General features: G+C 65.4%; 13 protein-coding genes and 3 pseudogenes. 4 read left to right on the forward strand and 12 right to left on the reverse strand.

What is annotated here, in order from left to right; genetic code table 11:
- Positions 1-362: 362 nt before the first annotated feature.
- From NYO99_RS15060 to NYO99_RS15115, 11 genes and pseudogenes are all read right to left on the reverse strand, one after another.
- Positions 363-1,271: pseudogene (locus NYO99_RS15060) on the reverse strand (IS3 family transposase); the annotation flags it as partial.
- Positions 1,272-2,621: pseudogene (locus tag NYO99_RS15065) on the reverse strand (IS110 family RNA-guided transposase).
- A 214-nt stretch (positions 2,622-2,835) separates the two neighbouring features.
- Positions 2,836-3,093 (reverse strand): annotated as a pseudogene (locus NYO99_RS15075) (transposase); the annotation flags it as partial.
- A 214-nt stretch (positions 3,094-3,307) separates the two neighbouring features.
- A complete protein-coding gene (locus NYO99_RS15080) occupies positions 3,308-4,372 on the reverse strand; it encodes an EDSAP-1 family PEP-CTERM protein (RefSeq protein ID WP_268168066.1) in 1,065 nt (354 codons plus the stop codon).
- A 155-nt stretch (positions 4,373-4,527) separates the two neighbouring features.
- Positions 4,528-7,323 (reverse strand): XrtA/PEP-CTERM system TPR-repeat protein PrsT, encoded by a 2,796-nt coding sequence (gene prsT / locus NYO99_RS15085; RefSeq protein ID WP_268168067.1) that lies wholly within the window; start codon positions 7,321-7,323, stop codon positions 4,528-4,530.
- 216 nt (positions 7,324-7,539) lie between these two features.
- Positions 7,540-8,901 carry a PEP-CTERM-box response regulator transcription factor gene (gene prsR / locus NYO99_RS15090; protein WP_268168068.1) on the reverse strand — a complete coding sequence of 454 codons (1,362 nt, stop codon included), beginning with the start codon at positions 8,899-8,901 and terminating at the stop codon, positions 7,540-7,542.
- Entirely contained in the window at positions 8,898-11,045 is a 2,148-nt protein-coding gene (gene prsK, locus NYO99_RS15095; protein ID WP_268168069.1) for an XrtA/PEP-CTERM system histidine kinase PrsK, read from the reverse strand. Before prsK ends, prsR begins: the two co-directional genes overlap by 4 nt.
- Before the next feature lie 63 nt (positions 11,046-11,108).
- A complete protein-coding gene (locus NYO99_RS15100; RefSeq protein ID WP_268168070.1) occupies positions 11,109-12,491 on the reverse strand; it encodes a TIGR03013 family XrtA/PEP-CTERM system glycosyltransferase in 1,383 nt (460 codons plus the stop codon).
- Positions 12,492-13,091: 600 nt separating this feature from the next.
- The gene (locus NYO99_RS15105; RefSeq protein WP_268168071.1) at positions 13,092-14,231 is read right to left on the reverse strand and encodes a branched-chain amino acid ABC transporter substrate-binding protein; all 1,140 of its coding nucleotides are present in this window, start codon (positions 14,229-14,231) and stop codon (positions 13,092-13,094) included.
- 142 nt (positions 14,232-14,373) lie between these two features.
- Positions 14,374-14,796 carry a DNA polymerase III subunit chi gene (locus NYO99_RS15110; RefSeq protein WP_268168072.1) on the reverse strand — a complete coding sequence of 141 codons (423 nt, stop codon included), beginning with the start codon at positions 14,794-14,796 and terminating at the stop codon, positions 14,374-14,376.
- A gap of 2 nt (positions 14,797-14,798) precedes the next feature.
- Positions 14,799-16,262 carry a leucyl aminopeptidase gene (locus NYO99_RS15115; RefSeq protein ID WP_268168073.1) on the reverse strand — a complete coding sequence of 488 codons (1,464 nt, stop codon included), beginning with the start codon at positions 16,260-16,262 and terminating at the stop codon, positions 14,799-14,801.
- A gap of 30 nt (positions 16,263-16,292) precedes the next feature.
- Between NYO99_RS15115 and lptF the strand changes: the two genes are divergently transcribed.
- The 4 genes from lptF to NYO99_RS15135 are packed head-to-tail and all read left to right on the forward strand — an operon-like array spanning position 16,293 to position 19,857.
- The gene (lptF, locus tag NYO99_RS15120) at positions 16,293-17,390 is read left to right on the forward strand and encodes an LPS export ABC transporter permease LptF (RefSeq protein WP_268168074.1); all 1,098 of its coding nucleotides are present in this window, start codon (positions 16,293-16,295) and stop codon (positions 17,388-17,390) included.
- A complete protein-coding gene (lptG, locus tag NYO99_RS15125) occupies positions 17,387-18,511 on the forward strand; it encodes an LPS export ABC transporter permease LptG (protein WP_268168075.1) in 1,125 nt (374 codons plus the stop codon). The genes lptF and lptG overlap by 4 nt, the downstream gene beginning before the upstream one ends.
- The gene (locus tag NYO99_RS15130) at positions 18,511-18,879 is read left to right on the forward strand and encodes a sirohydrochlorin chelatase (RefSeq protein WP_326494837.1); all 369 of its coding nucleotides are present in this window, start codon (positions 18,511-18,513) and stop codon (positions 18,877-18,879) included. The genes lptG and NYO99_RS15130 overlap by 1 nt, the downstream gene beginning before the upstream one ends.
- Before the next feature lie 33 nt (positions 18,880-18,912).
- Positions 18,913-19,857, forward strand: a complete 945-nt coding sequence (locus tag NYO99_RS15135) for a CysB family HTH-type transcriptional regulator (protein ID WP_268168078.1) — start codon at positions 18,913-18,915, stop codon at positions 19,855-19,857.
- Between the two features lie 16 nt (positions 19,858-19,873).
- On the opposite strand, the gene NYO99_RS15140 is transcribed toward NYO99_RS15135, so the two are convergent.
- Positions 19,874-21,628, reverse strand: coding sequence for a type IV pilus assembly protein FimV (locus tag NYO99_RS15140; RefSeq protein WP_268168079.1), 1,755 nt, complete (start codon positions 21,626-21,628; stop codon positions 19,874-19,876).
- Positions 21,629-21,631 lie beyond the last annotated feature (3 nt).

Here is a 21,631-nt window from a genome sequence, read left to right on the forward strand (position 1 = left end):
AGAGGCGAGATTTTGATCTGTCTTTTCGACTTCGTCAAGTGCTTTTGAAAACTTTTTTCAAGCACTCAACTGAGTCAAACACACCAGGCCTCTCGACCCCTCCGCTTCTCAGCAACAAAACCAACAAAACCAGTTGTGAGCAGCGAAGCCCGCTATTGTGGCACAGATTTTTAGCGGCGCGCAAGAGAAACTGAATCACGCCGGTTAAGCAGACGCCTTCGAGCCTCAAGCTGCTGCCCTGAGGAGGCTGCATGACAGCGAAGCAACCCTGCCCGGAAGAATTCAAGATCGAGGCGGTCAAGCAGATCACGGAGCGAGGCCATCGGGTGGCCGACGTATCCGCCTGAATCGCCCCGGTTTTCCTAGACACCCGTGAGCCGTTGGGAATGGCGTCGTTCGAACTCGACCGGCGAAGTGTCGCCGGCAGTGCCGTGGCGCCGCTTGGGGTTGTAGAACATCTCGATGTAGTTGAAGACGTCGGCACGAGCGTCATTGCGCGTGGCGTAGACCTGCCGACGGATGCGCTCGCGCTTGAGCAACTGGAAGAAGCTCTCGGCCACGGCGTTGTCGTGGCAGTTGCCGCGCCGGCTCATGCTGCTGACCAAGTTGTGGTCGCGCAAGAAGGTCTGCCACTCATGACCCTTGAACTGGCAGCCCTGGTCGGAGTGCACCGTGACGGCATCCCTGGGTTGGCGGCGCCATAAGGCCATCAGCAGCGCATCCAACACCAGGCTGGTGTCGATGCGACTGCCCATCGACCAGCCCACCACCTGACGCGAGAACAGGTCGACCACGACCGCCAGGTACAGCCAGCCCTCGTGGGTGCGAATGTAGGTGATGTCGGTCACCCAGGACTGGTTGGGCTGGGCCACCGTGAACCGGCGCTGCAGGTGATTCGGTGCCACCACGGCAGGCTTGCCGCCGCGCATCCCAGGACGGCGCCTGTAGCCCGTCTGCGAGCGCAGTCCTTCGATCTTGAGCAGCCGAGCCACTCGGTGCTTGTCGCAGCGCTCACCGAGGTCTCGCATGTCCAGCGTCAACTTGCGATAGCCGTACACGCCGCCACTCTCTAGCCATGCCTGCTTGAGCAAGCCGGTCAATCGCTGGTCGTCCTTGGCTCGTGCGCTCTGCGGCTCGGCCTTCCATGCGTAGTAGCCGCTGGGGTGCACCTGCATCACCTTGCACATGCGCCGTACGCTGTACTGCCCCTCGTGCGCCTTGATGAACGCGTACCTCACCCGGACTGCCTGGCAAAGTACGCGGCGGCCTTCCTAAGAAACACCTTCCTGGACCGGCAGCAATGAGAAGCCGAAGCGAGCAGCGCGCCGCTCGAGTTGCTTGACGACGCGTTCACGATACCGTTGCTCGTACTGGTCGGCACCGGGGTCTTGGTACTGCATGCCGAAGCGCATCGCGCGGTAGAAGAGGATCGCGAGCTTGCGCGCCGTGGCGGTCACTGCCTTGGCCTTGCCGATGCGCGCAGCCAGGCGACGGTAGAACGCTCCGAGCGCCGTCTCAGTACACCCGACTTTGACTGCAACCAGGCGGAGCTGTGACGACAGTCGGCTGGAGCTCTTGCGGGTACGTGCGGAGAGCACCTTACCTCCGCTGATCTTGCATCCCGGCGACAAGCACAGCCACGAGGTGAAGTGCTTTTCGGTGGGCCACTTGCTGAGGTCGGTGCCGCATTCGGCGACCAATGACAGCGCGATGCTGGGTCCGAGGCCGTGGATGGAGGTCAGGTCAGTGCCGGTCAACTGGTACAGCATGGCCCGCACGTCGAACTTCGACGCATTGGCTTGCTTGGTCTTGGTGCGCGGCCGCGGTAGCTCCGTCTCAGGATCTGGCCGACCGGCGTTCAGCTGGCGCAAAGAGCTCTCAATCTGCTGGTCGCAATCAGCTATCCGATCCTGGTACGAATCAAACAGCGCAAGCGCTTGTGCCAGCGCAAACACATGTTCGGGCTGGTAGTTGCCCACCAGAGCGGCCCGAATGGTCTGCAGGCTTTCACGGCACCGGACGTCCCGCATAGATGCGAGAACGTCGGGATCACGCTCGCCTGCCACGATGGCGCGGATGATCTTCAGACCTGTGACGCCACTGATATCGCTGAGGACATGGTGCAGCTGAAGGTTCATCAGCGTCAGGGCCTTTTGCATGTGCTGCATGTGGGCTGCCGCGTACTCCAGATGGCGGTCTCGAATCCGCATATAGGCGCGCAGTGCCGCAATGTCCCGGCTTGGATGGAAGCTCGGCCGCAGCAATCCGCACGCATGCAGGCGTTGCAATCACTGGGCGTCGTTCACATCGCTTTTGCGCCCTGGAACGGCCTTGCAGTCACGGGCGTTGGCGAGCAGGACTGTCAACCCGTGCTCTTCCAAGATCTCGTAGACCGGCACCCAGTACACGCCGGTGGACTCCATCGCCACGGTCGTGATGCCGACAGAGACTAGCCAGTTGGCCATCGCCTCGATGTCAGCTGTGAAGCTCCCGAACGTGCGCACGGGGTCGGCGCTCAGTTCGGGCGGCACGGCCGCGACCTGGATGCGCGCACCGATGTCGATACCGGCGGCTCTGGCATTGACGATCGGTAGACCGAGCGCCTTTCCAACCTTGGACATGGCAACCTCCTGTAGGCAAAGCGCCGGACAGGGGAGCGGATCAATCACTTTCCTAAACGGGGTCGCACAAGGCGCCACCACAGCTGGGTCCGCAAAATCCCCAGGGGCCACGTTTTTTGACGGGGACGAAAGCCTCCAAAAAGCTGACGGCCACAGTCCGACTTGGTCAGTGTAGGTATCCCGGTGTTTCTGTCCACCGGGACGGGGCCGCGCCACGATGGCCGTTTTTTAGGATGTCGCGCTCCTCGGTCACGCGCCGCAGTTCGGCCTTCAGTCGCCGCAGCTCCTCTGTCTGCGATGCCCGCGCCTGTTGCTCGGCGGCAGGCGCCGAATACGCCTTGATCCACTTGTACAGACTGTGCTGGCTCACGCCGATCCGGGCGGATACGTCGGCCACCCGATGGCCTCGCTCCGTGATCTGCTTGACCGCCTCGATCTTGAATTCTTCCGGGTAGGGTTGCTTCGCTGTCATGGCACCTCCTCAGGGCCTCAGTTTGAGGCTCGAAGGTGTCTACTGAACCCGGGGCGATTCAGGTTGCACTCATCCCTTAGCACCGCTCATGGCAACGCATCGAGGCGAAACAACAAAAAAGGGATCGCATCCACGCGATCCCTTTCAAGTTTGACTGGCCACATGAAATGCGCCCGCCCAACGAGGCCTCGCTTCAAACGAGGCCAGCGTCACATTACTGCTTGCGCGAGCGACGGCTCACAGCGCCAAGCCCCAAAAGAGCCAAGCCAGCCAAAGCCAGCGAGCCCGGCTCAGGCACGTGCAGACGATCCACCGACGTCGTGGTGGTCGCCTGCAGAGACAGCGAGTAGCTGCCAGCAGCCAAGTTCGCGATCTTCAGACCAAAGCTCTTGAAGCTATCGAACGATGCGTCGTAACCCGACGGATTGAACGATCGCGAACGGGTCACGTTCAGGTTGCCACCGTCATTCAGCTCAGAGCAATTCGCAGCGACGTTATCGTCTTGATCCAAGCAGTTGTTCGTCGTGGTGTTGCCGGACGGGTTCCAGTTCCACTCATCGCCGGTGAGGTTGTTGGACAGCGTGAAGGTCACGTTGGAACCAGCCGACGACGTGTACACACCGCCCAAGAAGTCGGCGATATCGCCCTTGAGGGTCAACAGTGCCTCGAAGGAAACGTAGAGATCCGTGGCGCTGGTCGTGACGAGGGACGTGAGCAGCGTGGTCGTCGACTTAACTTCGGTGTTCGCCTTAGCCGTGCCGTTCAGGTTCAGCAGCGATTCAGCGATTTGAACCGTGTTGGTCTTGGTACCGTCCAGACTCACCAGCTTGGCGGTGGTGATCTGAGAGTCGGCGTTGCTGTAGCTCTGGGTGCCGTTCGAACCCAGAATGGCGAAGTTGTCATCCGCACGCACGGACATCAAGCCAGGCGCATTTGCAACGTTGGCGCTCAGAACCGGGCCACCCAGAGCGTTACAGCCCGTGGTCGGGACGGGCAGCACTTGACCCACGCAAGAGCCACCACCGCTGTCGGTCGCCGTTACACCGCCAGTCGGTGTGAACGAAGCCGTATTCGTGAGGTTGAACGTGTAGTTCGAGGCAGCGCCAACGTCGTTGGCGGGCTCGTTCTTGGCACCCGCTGGAACGATGCCGATGTCCAGATCCTTGATCTCCAGCTTGGAGACGGCGTAGACATAGGCGCTGGCAGGCGCTGCGGCGAACAGAGCGGCGCAGGCGCTGGCGACTGCGGCGATCGTCTTGACTTTCGAATGCTTGATCATGATTCCGACCCTTGGCTAAACCGAGGCAGGTTTGCCCCAGTGACACTGTTCAAAAAGCACGCACCGTGCCAACCATCGCAAACCCCTGTCCCAATTGGATTTTTTTGAATCAACATCGCCGCAACCTCTGCCACTGAAAAGAATCCCGACACCCGTCAGAGCGTGCCCCACAGCCGGGCGACCTCGGCATGAGCGGCAAAGCGCCCCCCCATGTCCTTGAGGGGGGTCAGCTCCTTCTTTGCTGCAGCCTTGTCGCCGGCTTCGATCAGCAGCTTGGCCAAGTTCAGGCGCAAGATGCCGTTGTCCCCGTCCAGGGCGACCGCACGCCGTTGGACTTCGAGCGCGCGGACCAGTTGCTTGTCGGCAGCCAAGACGGTGGCCTGGGTGTCCAGATAGCCGGGGCTGTCAGGCCGCAACTTCAGGGCACGTTCGACGTACGCCATGCCACCTGACTTGCCCTGCCGCGTCATCGCATAGGCAATGTTGTTCAACGCATCGCTGTTCTCGGGCAACAGGTCTACCACCCGACGGAAATGACGCTCGGCAACATCGAACTGTTGCTGGCGCAGGGCGACATCTCCCAAATAGGCCGGGAAGCCAGCATCACGGGGTTGAGCTTTCACCCAATCTTCCGCCCACTGCGCCGCCTCGCCGTCGCGCTTGGCACCACGCAGCGCCATGTGCAGCTTGACCGCCAGGATGCTGGCCGGTCGCGCCTTGACTGCCTTGCGATAGACATCCACCGCTTCGGCAGTCTTGCCTTGCGCCAGGTGAATCTCGGCTTCGAGATCGAAGCCGGTGGTCTCGCTCGACCGCTGCTTTTGCACGTCACGAGCCACGGCAATCGCTTCGTCCGTCCGCCCCTTGGCCAGTGCAATCTTCACCAGCGCCTGCTGAGCCGGCAGGTGTGTCGCGTCCAGCGACAGCGCCTTCTTCAGGTTCTGCTCGGCAGCGGCCGCCTTGCCAGCAGACACTTGCACGCCAGCCAACCTCATGAAGGGGCGGACTGACTTGGGCTCCAGCGTCACCAGCTTGTTGAATGCGGCCAGGGCTTGTTCGATCTCGCCAACGGCCGCCTCGGAACGTCCGAGCGCATCCAGCAGATCGGGCTCATCCGGCAGCGCGCTGATGGCCTCCCGGGCTGTCGCCTGAGCGGCCTTGACGTCCTTGGCGCCAAGTTGCAGCTCGATGAGCTGCAAACGCGGCGCCGGTTCCGTCGGATTGCCGCGAATTGCCTGGGCCAACAGATCCGTGATCACGGTCGGCGAAGCACCCTCGGCCTGCCTGAGCTTCGCCAGGGCCAGCAAGGCCTCCACGTGCTTGGGCTTGGCCTTGAGCAAAGCTTCGAAGCGGCCCTTGGCCGCCACAAGGTTCTGCTGGCGCAAGTCCAGCGCGGCATGACTGGCAACGGCGGGGAAAAACGTGGGGTCAATGGCCAGTGCCTTGTCGAGACTCACCCGGGCACCCGCGATGTCACCCGCCTGCACCAGAACCTTGGCGCGCAGGTTGTGGGGCAAGGGGTTCTTCGGTAGTTTGGCTTCGATGGAATCGATGGCTTTCAACGCTTCCGGAAGTTCCTGATTGGCCAGCAGCAGGCTGGTCAGAGCCAGATCGGCACTGGTCGCAACCTTGTCCTCGGCGGCAATCTTGCGCAGTGACGCCTTGGTTGCCGCGTAACCGGCGGTTCCCTGCTTGGCCAGCGCCAGCTTGGTGAGGCTGGCGGTGTCGTTAGGGTTCAGCTTGACGGCACGCTCAAAATGCGTCCGCGAGGCCTCAAGATGGCCCTGCAGCAGTTCGGCCTCGCCCGCCAAACCGTGCACGACGGCACCAGCGGCGCCGCTCGTCAGCAACGGCTGCAGAGTCGACATCGCCTTCGCTGGCTCGCCCATCCGCAGATAGGTCTGTGCGAGCGTCGCGCGCAGACTCGGTTGGCTCGGCTGGATGCTTAGCGCCTTGCTGAGGGTGCGCTCAGCCTGAAGCAGGGCGCCGCTAGCCAGCTGTACGTTGCCGGCGAGTTGCAGCACGCCCACATCCTCGGGCGCGCCCTTCAACGCCAACTCGGACGAAGCGACGGCTTTCTTGAGGTCACCGGTCGCAAATGCGAGCTTGGCTTCCAGATAACTGATCAGCACCCGGTTGCCAGAGGCCTGCTTCAACTCGCTCAACTGCTGCTCAGCAGCCTTCATGTCCTTGCGTGTGATCAACAATTCCACGGTCGCAGCCCTTGCTGACACGTGAGAAGGCTGGATCTCCAGCGCTTTCTGGAACGCTGCCTCAGCCTTGGGCAGTTCCCGCCGCGCGAGCATCAACAACTCACCCTTTTGGAACCAAGCGGAGGCGTCATTCGGAGCCAGCGCCAATACCTTGTCCACCAAGGCAAGCGCCTCATCGGTACGCCCCTCGTAGCCGGCCAACCTGGCCTGGAGCATCAACGCTTTCGGGTAGTCAGGCACCTTGGCCAGCGCCTGCGCAAGCGCAGCACGGGCCTCGTCGGCCTTGCCGAGGGAGGCCTTCGCTGTGGCGATGGAGGTCTTGAGATCAGCAAATGTGGCCGGCTGCGTCGGCGCCAGTGCGGCGAACTCATCCACCACGACCTTGTGCTGCCCAGCCGCCACCAACGCCCGCGCCAGCGGCGCCACCAACTCGTCCTGCGGGTAGTTCAACTGCTGCGCCTTGCGCAACTCGACGACGGCAGAAGCCGCCTCGCCAATCTCCAGCAACACGGAGCCGAGCATGAATCGCGCACGCGCCGCGTTGGGATCCTGACTGAGCGCCTCCTTCAGCTGAATCAAGGCGGCCTTGGTGTCGCCCTTCTTGACGTAGCCGTCGGCCGACTCCATCAGTTGATCGACGCTCATGCGGCCGCAGGCCGACAACAGCACCGCTGCAATCAGCGCCGGCAGCGCAGCCATCCGGCGTGGCGCGCGCGTTTGGTTTTTCAGTGTTTTCATCTTAGGAACTCCCAAAACCTTGAACTCAGCGCAGCCCGACAGGTCGGTGGCGCCAATAGCTGAACTGCGCAGGCACAGCCGCTGTCCGCCCAAACACCGGCGGCTGGGCATGGAGAGCGAGCGACCTCAAAAACCCACGACTCGCGACCACACAGCACCGCGAACTCAGCCCCTGCCAGAGGCCAGCACAAACCTGGGGGACCGGCACACAGCACTTCACTTCAACTGCAGCCGATTCATCAGGTCATACAGCGTCGGCCGACTCACGCCCAGCAACTCGGCCGCACGCAGAATGTTGCCGTCGGTGCGCGCCAATGCGGTGATGACGGCTTGCCGCTCCGCAGCCTCGCGCACGGCCCGCAAATCCAGCGTCTCCACACCCTGCGCTTCCACCGACACGCTACGCAATCCCAAATCGAGCGCCGTGATGCGGTTCTCGTCCGCCATGATGACGGCCCGCTTGAGCATGTTCTGCAACTCACGAACATTACCCGGCCAGGCATGGGCTTCCAGCGCCCGCACCGCATCGTCAGCCAGCGTGGGGGCAGGACGTCGCATATCGGCTGCAAAACGCCGCGCGAACGCATGGGCCAGGAGCACGGGATCGCCAAGACGTTCCCGCAGCGGCGGGATCTCGACCACGATCTCGGCGAGGCGGTAATACAGGTCCTCACGGAAGCGCCCATCGGCGATGCGCGCTTTCAGATCCTGGTGCGTGGCGCCAACCACGCGCACGTCGATGGGAATCTCCTGGCGCCCACCCACCCGCTCGATGACACGCTCCTGCAGAAAGCGCAGCAGCTTGGCCTGCAAGGGCATCGGCAGATCGCCGATCTCGTCCAGCATCAGCGTGCCGCCGTTCGCGGTCTCGATCTTGCCGATGGTGGACTTGGTCGCTCCGGTGAAGGCGCCGCGCTCATAGCCGAACAGCTCGCTCTCCAGCAGCGTCTCAGGGATGGCCGCGCAGTTGATGGCCACGAAGCGGCCCTTGCGCCTGGAGGCATCATGCAGGCCTTGCGCCAGCACCTCCTTGCCCGTGCCGCTCTCGCCGAGCAGCAGCACGGTGGCGTCGCTGGGGGCGACCTTCTCGATCACGCGGCAGACGCGCTGCATGCCAGGGTCCCGCGTGATGAGGCCCGAGAACACATCGCTGCTCTGCTGCATCTGCAGGCGGCGGTTTTCCTGCTGCAGTTCGTACAGGCGATAGGCACGCTCGACGGTCAGGCTCAACACATCTGGGTCGACAGGCTTGGCCAGAAAATCGTAGGCGCCCATGCGAATGGCACGCAGTGCGTTGTCCTGATCGTTCTGCCCAGTCAGCACGATGACCTTGGCCGCAGGGTCGAGCTCCAGCAGTTTCTCAAGGCACTTGAAGCCTTCCGACACGGAGTCCTGATCCGGGGGCAGGCCCAAGTCCATGGTCACCACGGCAGGCGCGTGCCGCCTGAACTGCAGCACGGCGCTGGCCACGTCGTCCGCCGTCACGGACTCGAACTTATCCAACGACCACTTGAGCTGCTTCTGCAGCGACAGGTCGTCCTCGACGATCAGCAGCGGCGCATGACGAGGCGTCGTCATCGCAGCTCCAGCGCGGTCCGCTGTGCATCGGCCTGCGCATGAAACAGCGGCAGCAGCAGGGTCACCGTGGTGCCCTGGTTCAATTCACTTTGCACGCTGATCTTCCCCCCCAATTCCTGCACGTACTGATAGCTCTCGTGGGCTCCGATGCCCATGCCGCTGACCTTGGTCGTCTGGAACGGCTTGAACAGACGATTCTGTATGAAGTCGTCGCTCATCCCGCAGCCTGTGTCGGTGACACGCACGCGCGCCTGGCTGCCATGCGCGTCCAGCGTGAGGCGCACGGACCCGCCGGGCGGCGTCGCATCGAATGCGTTCTGCACCACATGGCCAAGCACCCGCTCCATGCGCTCGGCATCGCCCCGCGTGCTCACGCCCGCCTGCAACTCCAGCTCCAGCGTCCGGCCTTTGCTGGCCGCCGCGGCGCCCAGCCGCCTTGCGATCTGCTCGAGGTCGACACCGCTGGTCACGCCATGCGGCTTGTCCCCCTGGCGCAGCTGCAACATCAGCTGGCGCATCTTCTCCAGCGAGTTCTCCACCGTGTCCAGCATGTCCTGCTGGAACTCCGGGTTGTCGCGCAGGCGCTTGGCGTTCTTCATCATCAGCGACAGCTGAGTGACGATGTTCTTCAGGTCGTGGACAACAAAGGCCGACATGCGATTGAACGCATCGAACTTGCGCGCCTCCAGCAAGGCCTCCGTGGCCTGCGCCTGCGCCAGATAGCCGGAGGCCTGGCTCGCAGCGGTACGCAGCAGGTCACGCACCTCCCAGTTCAGCTCCACGGCGGCACGCGGGCGGCCCAGCACGACAAAGCCGATCAGGGTCTCACGCACCTGCAGCGGCAGCACCAGCCAGCAACGCGCCTCGTCCACCAGCCATGCCGGCAACGCCAGCCCGGGGTAGGCATCCCGGCGCTGCCGCCATTCATCCACATCGATGATCCAGGCCCGCTCTTCAAAGAATGCTGCCAGCGGCCCGTCGCGCGGCTCGACGCCCGGCTGCGCCGGTAGATTCCAGCGCCCCGCTTGCACGAACTCGCCGCCGGCGTGCCGCTGCAGCCACAGCATGCCACTGGGGCTTTCCACCAGATTGGCCAGTGCGCGAACGACCGTCTCGGCCGTGTGCTGCGGCTCCACGCTGCTGGCCAGCAGCGCCGTGAAGCGCAGCCATTCCTCGCGATAGTCGTAGCGGTAGCTGAAGAAGTTCTTGCTGATGTAGACCCGCAGCCGCGCCCGCACAGAACCCGAGGCCACAAGCAGCGTCAACGCCACCAGCGCGACAAAGATCAGCACCACCGACAGCGCCCGCCCCCACTGCCCCCCGGTGTAGCGGACGTAGTAGCCGACGCCGGCCACCACCAGCAGATAGGCACCCACCAACAGCAGGGTGGCCGAGTGAAAGACCGCCGCGCGCGACAAATGCAGCCGCCCACGCCAATCCCCCTGCCGCTGCGAAGCCACGTAGAGCAGCGGTACCGCCGCCGCATGCACCAGCGAGCGGACGCTTGCCGCATCGCCGTCCAGGCGTTGGAAAAGCACCGCCTGCGCTGCGAGGAACAGGTCGAACACAAAAATCCCACCCAGCCCCAAGCAGAAGGGCTTGACGTTCCAGCGAGCGTCGGCGGCCACGCCGCGCAACAGTTGCTCGACAAGCATCAGCCCAAGGATGGACAGCGCCAGCGCGCCGAACGCTAGCGGCCGAACCAGGGCATCGTGGGGCAACCACTCCGCCCCCAGCAACAGCGCAGCCTGCGCTGACACCACGAGCGCCGCCGCCGGTCGCGCCCAGGCCAACGCGCGGGTTCCAGCGGTCGGCAGCAGCTTCACCAGAAAGGCAAACCACAAGCCGAAACGCACCACATCCAGCAGCGGGCCCAGCCATGTCGGCGTGCGGTCGGACCAGTGGCTGAGCCCGTCGATCAGCGCGACACCCGCCCACGCCGAACTGACGGCCAGCGCAGCCAGGAACACGATGGCAGGAAGCGTGCGCTGCAAGCGGCCACGCAGCAGCCGCTGTGCGAAATAGATGGCGAACGCGCCGTAGGCAGCGCAGCAGACCAGATTGCCGAGGTTGGCAAGCGAGATGAACGAAGCCACGGGCTCCGACAGAGCAAGCGAAGAGGACATCGGTTCCACGTCGGGCATGCGAAATTCAAGCACGCCGGTGGGCAACGGCCATCGGCGCGCGGGCCGACGCCGGCATGACGTTCAGCGCGCGCCCTTGCCGGTCAGCACAACGGCCACCGTCTCCAGCATGATCAGCAGATCAAGGAAGAGGGAGTGGTTCTTGACGTAGTACAGGTCGTACTGCAACTTCTCGACCGAGTCTTCGATCGTCGAGCCGTATTCGTAGCGCACCTGTGCCCACCCAGTCACGCCCGGCTTGACACTGTGACGCACGGCGAAATACGGAATCTTGCTGACCAGATCGTCCACAAAATATTGCCGCTCCGGACGCGGGCCGACCATGCTCATCTCGCCCATGAGCACATTGAACAGCTGCGGCAGTTCGTCAATGCGCACCTTGCGGATGAAGCGCCCGACGCGCGTGACACGGTCGTCGTTCTTGCTCGCCCAGCGCGGCTTGCCATCCTTCTCGGCGTCGGTTCGCATGCTGCGGAACTTGATCACCTTGAAGTTGACGCCGTTCAAGCCCACCCGCTCCTGGCGGTAGAGCACCGGGCCGCGAGACTCCAGCCGAATGGCCACGGCCGTCACCAGCATCAGCGGCCACGACACCGCCAGGATCAGCAACGCAAACACCAGGTCGCACACGCGCTTGATCGCGGCACGCACCATGCCCTGACTGAAACCATCACCAAACACCAGCCAGCCGGCGTTGACGTGCTTGATGTTGATCTGCGCCAGCGTCTTCTCAAAATGCGTAGCAATGTCCACCACGCGCACACCTGCCAGTTTGCAATCCAGCAGTTGGCGCAGCGGCATGCTGCCGCCACGGCGTTCGCTCAGCGCCACGACGATCTCGTCCACGTTCAGCCGCAAAGCGGCCTCGGTCAGATTGGCCCCGTCGTTGACGATCTCCGACGGCGGTACTTCGCGCTGCTCTTCGTTCGGGCCTGCGTAGTAGCCAACGATCTGCGCGTGAGGATCAGAAGCGCGCAGCGTGTTGCCCACCGCACGCGCGGCCGGCCCGACACCGAAGATCAGGATGCGGCTGCGCAACCGCGCCTGAGTCCCAGAGTGCGCGGCGTACACCCGATGCACCATCACCGCCGCAACCGCCGCCATGGCCACCAGCGTCAGCAGGTCGCGGTGACTGGTGGTGGACGGCACCAGGCTGAAGATCAGATACGCCAGCGGCAGGCCGAACAGCAGGCCGAACAGCGCGCGCGCGCACGACTCCGTCACCGACCGGTTGTGCACATGCTGGTAGAAACCTGTCGCGGAATTGATCACGAACATGCAGCCGGCCAGCGACAAGCCGTGCGACGCCGCAAACGGGAGCACGGTCTGCGCCGATTCACCCTGGCTCAACACCACAGCAATCACGGCAAAAACGATCAACCCCAGGTCAAAGAAAACCTGAAGCAGCGTTTGCCTGTGCAGATAATGATTGAATATTCGGATCATCTGTATCCCCGATCAGTTCCGCCGAGCGTCGATCGCGATTTCATTCATTCAACGAAAATCAAACGCACACAATATCAACGGAGCCCTGACGAGCGAATCATCAGCACCTGCGATTCGCCGCCTATCCAAAACCCACTGACTCGTGCGCCGAGACCTCGACACCAGCCAAGGCCGGCACCACGCCCGGCCCTTGATCGCGGCGGCATCATGCCTCCGCCACCCAGGCTTGAAAGCCCCCCGTTTGGAGGGTAGCTCCTCCCAGATCGCCCATGACGGGCCACGGTCGATTGGCAATCTTCACGGGCGCCGCGAGTAGACCCCAAAGCAGGCGACAAGCACATGAAGGCGGGCAGCAAAGCGTGCGAATGGCACAGATCCCGACTTGAAATCCTGGAAAGTGGGCAGCACTGCACATTTCAAACCAAGCCCAGCGACCAGTCCGCCAGTCCTGAATAGCGCGCAAACACACCAATCGACCCATATTGGGTTACCACCCGATATTCAGCGACAGGAGAAATGCAAAAAAGAAAACCCGCCAGCGGCGGGTTTTCGACAACACCCGGGCAGCCCGGGCATTCCGCGTCGGACGTGTGCCCAGTATCAGCGCACCACCGCGATCTGCTCGCGCGCGCCAGCCTTGTAGGTGTACAGCGTCAGCGAGCCGTTCTTGATGTCGCCCTTGGCGTCGAAAGCGATGGTGCCCGTGACGCCCTTGTAGTTGGTCTTGGAGACCTCAGGCAGATACTTGGCCGGCTCGGCGGACTTGGCACGAACCATCGCATCCACCAACACGTGGACGGCGTCATAGACGTACGGTGCGTAGATCTGCACGTCGGTGTTGAACTTGGCCTTGAACTTGGCGCGGAAGTCGTCCATGGACTTCTTGGCCTCGCCCTCGACGCCACCCGCCTCGGCGCAGATCACTTGGCCATCAGCCATGGTGCCGGCCGACAGCTCGGGCAGCTTGCCCGTGCAGATGCCGTCACCGCCCATGAACTTGGCGGTGATGCCCAGTTGCTTCATCTGGCGCAGCATCGGGCCGGCAACGGCGTCCATGCCGCCGAAGAAGACCACGTCCGGCTTCTTGGCCTTGATGGTCGTCAGGATGGTATTGAAGTCGATGGACTTGTCGGTCGTGAACTCGTGGGCCACGACGGTAGCGCCATTGGCCTTGGCACCCTTCTCGAATTCCTTGGCCACGCCCTGGCCGTAAGCCGTGCGGTCATCGATGACCGCGACCTTCTTGGCCTTCAGCGTCGTGGCCGCGTAGCGACCCAGCGTGCCGCCCAGCTGGCCGTCATTGGCCACCACGCGGAAGGTCGTCTTCAGGCCGCGGCTGGTGAACTCGACGGCCGTGGCCGACGGGCTGATCTGCGGAATGCCGGCATCGCTGTAGATCTTGGAGGCGGGGATCGAGGTGCCGGAATTCAGGTGGCCCACCACGCCGTTGACCTTGGAGTCCACCAGCTTGGACGCGGCAGCCGTGCCCTGCTTGGGGTCGGCTGCATCGTCTTCAGCCAGCAGTTCGAACTTGGCCTTCTTGCCGCCGATGGTCACGCCCTTGGCGTTCAGCTCCTCGATGGCCAGGCGTGCGCCCAACTCGTTGTCCTTGCCCAGGTGGGCGATGGCGCCGCTGCTGGGGCCCACGTGGCCGATCTTGACGACCAGTTCCTGCGACATCGCCACGCCGCTGAGCAGCGCAGCCACAGCACCCACCACCACATTCAATTTGACTTGCATGGATCAACTCCGTTTTGGAAGGGAAGAGAGAAAAAGACCAGCGACAACCGTTGAGTCCTCAACGAATTGAACATATCCCAAATCCGAAAGGGCTCTCATACGGGAAAGCATGCCCCTAGGGACTGGACGCAACAGCGCGGCATCAGCCCGCGGCAGAGAAATGGTCCAGCTGTGCGCCCGCCTGCTTGTAGGTGCGATAGCGCTCGCGGCCCGCCTGGACGGCTTGCGGCTCGCGGCCGACCACCTCCAGCACGCGTTCAAACGCCAGCGCGTCGGCGGGCAGTGCCAGCGACAGGTTCAGCAGCAAGCCGCGATGCGGCAGACCTGCGGCGTCACCAACCAGCAGCACCTCGCCCGGCGCAGCCGGTGAGGCGCCATCCCAGCGCCGATGCGGGATGAAATCCGTGGGATCGAAGCTCCACAGCAACTCGTCGAGCCGCGCCGAATCGGGCGCCGCCACACAGACACCCACCGGCTTGCCCGACGCGAGTGCGCGACGGACCAGCCGGCAGGCGAAGTGCAGCGGATCCGCCGCATCGCTGTAGAAGCTGACCTGGACCGGCACGCTTACTTCGCGTGGCCCAGCACAAAGTGCGTCAGCAGGCCGACGGGCCGGCCGGTGGCGCCCTTCGCGGCGCCGCCCTTCCAGGCAGTGCCGGCGATGTCCAGGTGGCCCCAGCGGTATTTGCCGGCGAAGCGCTGCAGGAACTTGGCGGCCGTGATGGAGCCGCCCGCACGGCCGGCGATGTTGGGAACGTCGGCGAAGTTGCTCTTCAGGCCTTCGGCGTACTCGTCGTCCAGCGGCATGCGCCAGCAGGGGTCCAGCGCAGCGTCGCCTGCCGCCGTCAGCGCGGCGGCGAGTTCATCGTCGCTGGCGTACATGCCGCTGCGCACGCCGCCCAGCGCGATGACGCAGGCGCCGGTCAGCGTGGCAACGTCAACCACCACGGCCGGCTTGAAGCGCTCGGCATAGGTCAGCGCATCACACAGGATCAGGCGACCCTCGGCATCGGTGTTCAGGATCTCGATGGTCTGGCCCGACATGGACGTGACCACATCACCCGGCTTGATGGCGCGGCCACTGGGCATGTTCTCGCAGGCCGCGACGATGACGACAAGGTTCAGCTTGGGCTTGAGTTCGGCCACCGCGCGCAGCGTGCCGATGACGCTGGCCGCGCCACCCATGTCGAACTTCATCTCGTCCATCTCGGCACCCGGCTTCAGCGAGATGCCGCCGGTGTCGAAGGTGATGCCCTTGCCGACCAGCACCACCGGCGCCACCGTCTTGGCCGCGCCTTCGTAGCGGGCGACGATGAAGCGCAGCGGCTCGTCCGAGCCCTGGGCCACGGCCAGGAAACTGCCCATGCCCAGCTTCTCGACAGCCTTCTTGTCCAGCACCTCGACCTTGAAGCCGTGCGTCTTGCCCAGTTGTTGCACGACCTCGCCCAGATACGTGGGCGTTGCGTGGTTGCCGGGGCGGTTGGCGCATTCACGGGCGAGCTCGATGCCGGCCGCGACCGCCTCACCGCGGGCCAGGCCCGCCTTGGCTGCCTTCAGCGCCGCCTTGCCCACCAGCAGCGTCAGCTTGGCCAGCTTGGGCGCCGGAGCTGCGCTGGGCTTGGTGTGGCGGTAGACGTAGACCGCTTCCGTGCCGGCCACGGCGGTCTGCTCGGACAGCGCCTCAGCCAGCACCTCGTCAAAGCCGGCAAACACGACCGCCGCGCTCGCGACGCCACGCGGCTTGACCTGGGCCAGCCCCGCCGCCAGCGCGGCACGGGCCGCCGCCAGCGTCGCCTTGCCGCTGGCGGCCAGCACCAGACGCGCTGCTTTCAGGCCCTCGGGCTGGGTCAGCGTGATCGCCTGGCCGGCCTTCAGCGAAAAGTCACCGAGCTTGATCGCGGTCTGCGCATGTTTGGCGACGACGGCGTCCAGGCCTTGAGGCAGCGTGTCGCCGCCGAGCACCACGATGAGCGCGTCAGCACCTGCGGTGGCGAGTGCATCCAACTCTGTGGCTTGAACCTTGAAGTCCATAATGACTGGAAGTAGATAGAAGTGCGTTTGATGTTATTCGATTCATCCACGCGATCCGAGCTCGCCAAGAGCTTTGGCGTCACGCTGGTGGTCATCCTGACCATCATGTTGACGCAGACGCTGATCAAGACGCTGGGCCAGGCCGCCGGCGGCAACGTCGCGCCGCAGGACGTCGTGCTGCTGATGGGCTACGCGACCATCGCCCACCTGGCCACCATGCTGGTGCTGTCGCTGTTCCTGGCCGTCGTCATGACGCTCGGGCGGCTGTACCGCGAGTCGGAGATGACGATCTGGTTCGCCAGCGGCATCCCACTGTCGACCTTCATCCGGCCGGTGCTGCGCATGGCCTGGCCGGTGCTGCTGGCGGTGGTGGTGCTGGAGCTCATCGTCTGGCCCTGGGGCAACCAGAACAGCGCCGAGCTCAAGGAGCGTTATCAGAAGCGCAGCGACCTCTCCCGTGTGGCACCGGGCCAGTTCCAGAGTTCCAGCGACGGCAGTCGCGTGTTCTTCATCGAACGCGACGGCGACGACGCCGCCACGGGCCGCAATGTGTTCATCCTGTCCAACGACAAGGATCGTGAATCCGTGACCACCGCCTCCCGTGGCCGACTGCAGATGGAAGGCGACGACCGCTACCTCGTGCTGGACCACGGCCAGCGCAACGAGACCCAGTTCAAGACCGGCGAGAAAAGCCTGGCCCGCTTCGAGCAGTACAAGGTCATGACCGACCCGCAGGTCATGGCCAACGCCAACCAGTTGCCGCCCAAGGCCATGCCCACGCTGGATCTGCTCAGGGCCCCCACGCCCAAGCACCATGGCGAACTCGCCTGGCGGCTGGGCATGATCCTGGGCGCCTTCAACATGGCCTTGCTGGGCATCGGCCTCGCCGCCTCCAACCCGCGCCGGGCCAACAACTGGAACCTGCTGTTCGCACTGCTGGCCTTCGTCGTGTACTTCAACCTCATCAGCCTGTCCCAGTCCTGGGTCGGCAACGGCCGCATAACGCTGCCCAAGGCACTGCTGACCCTGCATGGCACGGCGCTGCTGCTGGCGCTGGCCGTCATCTGGCTGCGCGACAACGGCAACCGCTTCTGCCTGCGCCGCCGGGCCAAGGCGGTGCCGGCATGAAGACCGTCCGCCGCCTGCTCTACAAGGACATCGCCGGCTCGGTGCTGCTGGTCACGTTGTCGCTGCTCTCGCTGTCCTTCTTCATCGACTTCGTCGAGGAGATCGAGCGCATGGCCCGGGTCGGCGCTGGTGCCGGCAAGGCTGCGCTGCTGGCCGCGATGGAGATGCCCGGCAACTTCTACGAGATGTTCCCCATCGCCGTGCTGATCGGCGCCATCCTCGCGCTGGCGCGGCTGGCGCAGAGCAGCGAGTTCACCATCCTGCGCACGGGCGGCCTGGGCCCGGGCAGGGCGTTGGCACTGCTGGCTGGCCTGGCTGCGGCTTTCGCCGTATTGACCTTCGTGATGGGCGATTACGTGGCGCCTGCTTTCGAGCGCCAGGGCGACGAGATGCGCGCCCGACTGGGCCGCGACAGCGGCAACACCGGCCGCGGCGCCTGGCTGAAGGACCACCGGCAGGTCGATGGCCAGGAACGCAGCTACTCGGTCAAGGTGGGGCGCGTCGGCTCGGGCGGCGAACTGGCCGATGTGCGCATCTTCGAGTTCGATGGCCAGGGCCGGCTGATGTCGCGCACCGAGGCGGCGCGGGTCAGCGTGGACGCCCAGGGCCTGTGGCGCCTGCAGGACGTGGCCCGCACGAGCTGGCAACCGGGCGCCACCGGCAGCCGCAGCGTGGGCCAGGTGGTCGTCACCGAGCAGCGCGTGGCAGCGTTGGACTGGCAAAGCTCGCTGCATGCCGGCGTCATTGCCGCGGCCGTGCTGCCGGCGGTGTCCATGTCGACGGTCGAACTGTTCCGCTACACAGAGCACCTGTCGGCGCAGGAGCAATCCGCCCAGGCGCACAACATCCAGTTCTGGCGCAAAGCCTTCTACCCCTTCGCCTGTTTCGTCATGGTGGCGCTGGCCCTGCCCTTTGCCTACCTGCACGGCCGCTCCGGCGGCATCAGCATCAAGGTGTTCGGCGGCATCATGCTCGGCATCAGCTTCGTGCTGCTGAACAACGTGGCCGGCCATCTGGGCCTGCTGAAGAACTGGACGCCCTGGGCCGTGGCGGCAACGCCCAGCCTGCTCTACATGGCCATGTCCCTGGCCGCCTTCACCTGGCTGGTGCGCTACCGATGATGGATGGATTGCTGCTGTTCGCGCATGGCGCGCGTGACCCCGCCTGGGCACGGCCCTTCGAGATCGTGACTGAGCGGCTGCGCGCCGCCCGGCCCGACACGCCGCTGGCCATGGCCTACCTGGAACTGATGTCGCCCGACATGGAGCAGGCTGCCGCACAACTCGCGGCCGCCGGCTGCACGCGCGTGCACGTGCTGCCGCTGTTCCTGGGCACCGGCGGCCATGTGCGGCGCGATGTGCCCGTGCTGCTGGCGCGCCTGCGCGAGCTGCATGGCGACGCCATCGAGTGGCTGCTGCACCCGCCGCTGGGCGACCAGGAAGCCATGCTGCAGGCCATCACCCAGACCTGCCTGGGCGTACTCGACTGACCGACGCCTTCTCGGCGACTCACCGACCCCGCCATGAATCTCCACCAGTTCCGCTTCGTCCAGGAAGCCGCCCGGCGCAACCTCAACCTGACAGAGACCGCCAAAGCGCTGTTCACCTCGCAACCCGGCGTGTCCAAGGCCATCCTGGAGCTGGAAGAGGAACTGGGCGTGGACATCTTCTCCCGCCATGGCAAGCGGCTGCGCCGCATCACCGAGCCCGGCGAGCAGGTGCTGGCCTGCATCGAGATCATCCTGCGCGAGGTAGCCAACCTGAAGCGCATCGGCGAGGAGTACTCGCGCCAGGACAGCGGCACCTTCTCCATCGCCACCACCCACACGCAGGCCCGCTACGTGCTGCCCGCGCCGGTGGCCCAACTGCGCAAGAACCTGCCGCAGCTGCGCGTCAGCCTGCACCAGGGCAGCCCCGACCAGGTCGCCCGCATGCTCATCGACGAAACCGCCGACCTGGGCCTGGCCACCGAATCGCTGGCGCAGTACCCGGAGCTGGTCACCCTGCCCTGCTACGAATGGCAGCACGTGATGGTGGTGCCGCGCGACCACCCGCTGGCCACGGCCGAGCGCATCAGCCTGGAGCAGATCGCCTCGGAGCCGCTGGTGTCCTACCACCCCAGCTTCACCGGCCGCACGCGCATCGACAAGGCCTTCGCGGCCCGCCACCTGACGCCCAACATCGTGCTGGAGGCCATCGACTCGGACGTCATCAAGACCTATGTGCGCCTGGGCATGGGCGTGGGCATCGTGGCCGAGATGGCCATGCGCGAAGAGCCGCCGGGCAGCGACCTCGTCGCCCGCCCGCTGGGCGCACTGCTGGGCAGCAACGTCACGCGCATCGCCTTCAAGCGCGGCGCCTATCTGCGCAACTACGTGTACACCTTTGCCGAGCTGCTCTCCGAGCGCTTGTCGCGCCGGCTCATCGAGAAAGCCATGAACGGCGAGGCCGACGACTTCGGCATCTGAGCGCCGCCGCTCGCGCTCACTGCTCGCCGAAGCGGGAATCCAGCGGCAGCATGAAGTCCACGCCCTCGCCACGCAGCCCGGCCTCGAACAGGTCACGGGCGACGCTGTAGAGCGTCAGCAGGTCGCGGTAGGCCGGCAGGTCGAAATGCGTCGCCCCGGGGCCGGCCCCGCGGGCCAGCAGGTCGCGCAGCATCTGCATCGCCGCCGACGGGTCCGCCCACACGACCTGCAGATGTGCGATCACGCTGGGGCTCGCATCCAGGCTGCGCCCCCGCGACAGGCTCTGCGCCCAGGCCGGCGCCATCGTGCGGAAGCGCTGCTCAAACTGCCGCGCCAGCTCGGCAAACACCTCGGGCTCGCCGCGCTGCTGGCACAGCTCCATCAGCATCAGGTAGGGCATGGCCCCGGCGTTGCCACGGGCCAGGCGGCCGGCGAGCAGGTCGGCCGCGGCATCGTGCTGGCCGAGCAGTTGCAGGAACTCGGCCTGCTGCTGCAAATCCAGCAACTCATCGGCCACGCTCAGCTCCTGCGACAGCACGGGCACCGTCGCCACCGACGCGGGCACGGCATCCGCCTGCACCGGCAGCGGCTGCGTGGCTTGAAGGCCTGTCGGCGATTGCGCGGGCGCTTCGGGGAGCACCGGCGCAGCAAGAGGCGCGGGCGGCCAGGCCATCGGGCGGGGTTGCGGGCGCGTGGCCTGGTGCTGCCCCTCGTCCGGCAGCGCCACGGCCGACGAAGCCACCGGCGGCGCCATCCCTGGCGAAGCGGCTGCAGGCGCCTGCGGCAGCACTGGCGCCGCATCGGCAGCGCCCTCGACGGCATGCATGGCGCGCCAGTAGGCCCGCTCCCGGCGAGCGCGCTCATCGCGCCAGCGGCTGCCATAGAACGCCGCAGCGCCAGCCACCAGGCTGAGGCCCAGCGTCAGCAGCCAGGTCATGGGATCTCGGTACGCCGACGCGCGTGGCTCGCGCGGCGGCGGCGTGGGGGCCGACGCAAACGGCTCCGGCGTCGGCACTGACGCCGCTTGTGCTGCCTGTGCCGCCACGGCCGATGCGGCAACGAACGCCGCCGGCCCGGCCGCCTGCGCCTGCAACCGCGCCTCCAACTCGGCGCGCAGTTGGGCCACCGTCTGCTCGAGCTGAGCGATCTGCGCCTCCAGCTCTGGCGTCATGTCCGTCTCCGGCACGCCCGGGCGCTGCGGCGCCTGACTGACCAGCACCTCAGGCCGCTCCAGCACCAGGCGGGGTGCCGTCGATTTGGGCCGGGGCTTCGCGCGCGGCCGCGCAGCCGGCGCGCGCGGCGCGGCCGCTGCCGGCTCAAGCACCGCGCGTGAGGCGGCTTCGCCAACGGGCGACAGCACCGCGGCCGGCGCGGCTGGCAATGACGGCGCCGGCGCTGCCGCCGGCAGGCTTGCCGCGGCAGCCTGCGCCGGCGGGTCGATGAAGGCGTTGAATTCGCGCGTCAGGCGCAGCGGGCAACCGAGTGCGAGCGTGATGCGCAGCGCCGGCTCGTCCACGCGCACCAGGCTTTGCAGCCGGATGCGGCGCTCGCCCGCCTCGCCCTCGATGCGCATCTGCAACAAACCGGCCGGCACACGCGCCTCACCGGCCGACACCTCGCCGCGCACACAGGCATCTGTCAGCTGCTCGCCCTCAGCCAGCGTCAGCGGCACGGTCACATCCAGTGGCTTGCCCAACGCGGAGTGCACCTGCGGGCGCCCCATGCCGAGCGCGTCGGCCCCTGGCGGGACGAGGCCGAGCAGCAGTGCCAAGGC

It is taken from the genome of Roseateles hydrophilus, assembly GCF_026712245.1.
In the GTDB taxonomy this organism is placed as follows: Bacteria; Pseudomonadota; Gammaproteobacteria; order Burkholderiales; family Burkholderiaceae_C; genus Pelomonas; species Pelomonas hydrophilus.

Bases quoted from the DNA above. Each gene is read 5' to 3' on its own strand.
- NYO99_RS15080 (WP_268168066.1), bottom strand. From the start codon at position 4,372: ATGATCAAGCATTCGAAAGTCAAGACGATCGCCGCAGTCGCCAGCGCC.
- prsT (WP_268168067.1), bottom strand. From the start codon at position 7,323: ATGAAAACACTGAAAAACCAAACGCGCGCGCCACGCCGGATGGCTGCG.
- prsR (WP_268168068.1), bottom strand. From the start codon at position 8,901: ATGACGACGCCTCGTCATGCGCCGCTGCTGATCGTCGAGGACGACCTG.
- prsK (WP_268168069.1), bottom strand. From the start codon at position 11,045: ATGCCCGACGTGGAACCGATGTCCTCTTCGCTTGCTCTGTCGGAGCCC.
- NYO99_RS15100 (WP_268168070.1), bottom strand. From the start codon at position 12,491: ATGATCCGAATATTCAATCATTATCTGCACAGGCAAACGCTGCTTCAG.
- NYO99_RS15105 (WP_268168071.1), bottom strand. From the start codon at position 14,231: ATGCAAGTCAAATTGAATGTGGTGGTGGGTGCTGTGGCTGCGCTGCTC.
- NYO99_RS15115 (WP_268168073.1), bottom strand. From the start codon at position 16,262: ATGGACTTCAAGGTTCAAGCCACAGAGTTGGATGCACTCGCCACCGCA.
- lptF (WP_268168074.1), top strand. From the start codon at position 16,293: ATGTTATTCGATTCATCCACGCGATCCGAGCTCGCCAAGAGCTTTGGC.
- lptG (WP_268168075.1), top strand. From the start codon at position 17,387: ATGAAGACCGTCCGCCGCCTGCTCTACAAGGACATCGCCGGCTCGGTG.
- NYO99_RS15130 (WP_326494837.1), top strand. From the start codon at position 18,511: ATGGATGGATTGCTGCTGTTCGCGCATGGCGCGCGTGACCCCGCCTGG.
- NYO99_RS15135 (WP_268168078.1), top strand. From the start codon at position 18,913: ATGAATCTCCACCAGTTCCGCTTCGTCCAGGAAGCCGCCCGGCGCAAC.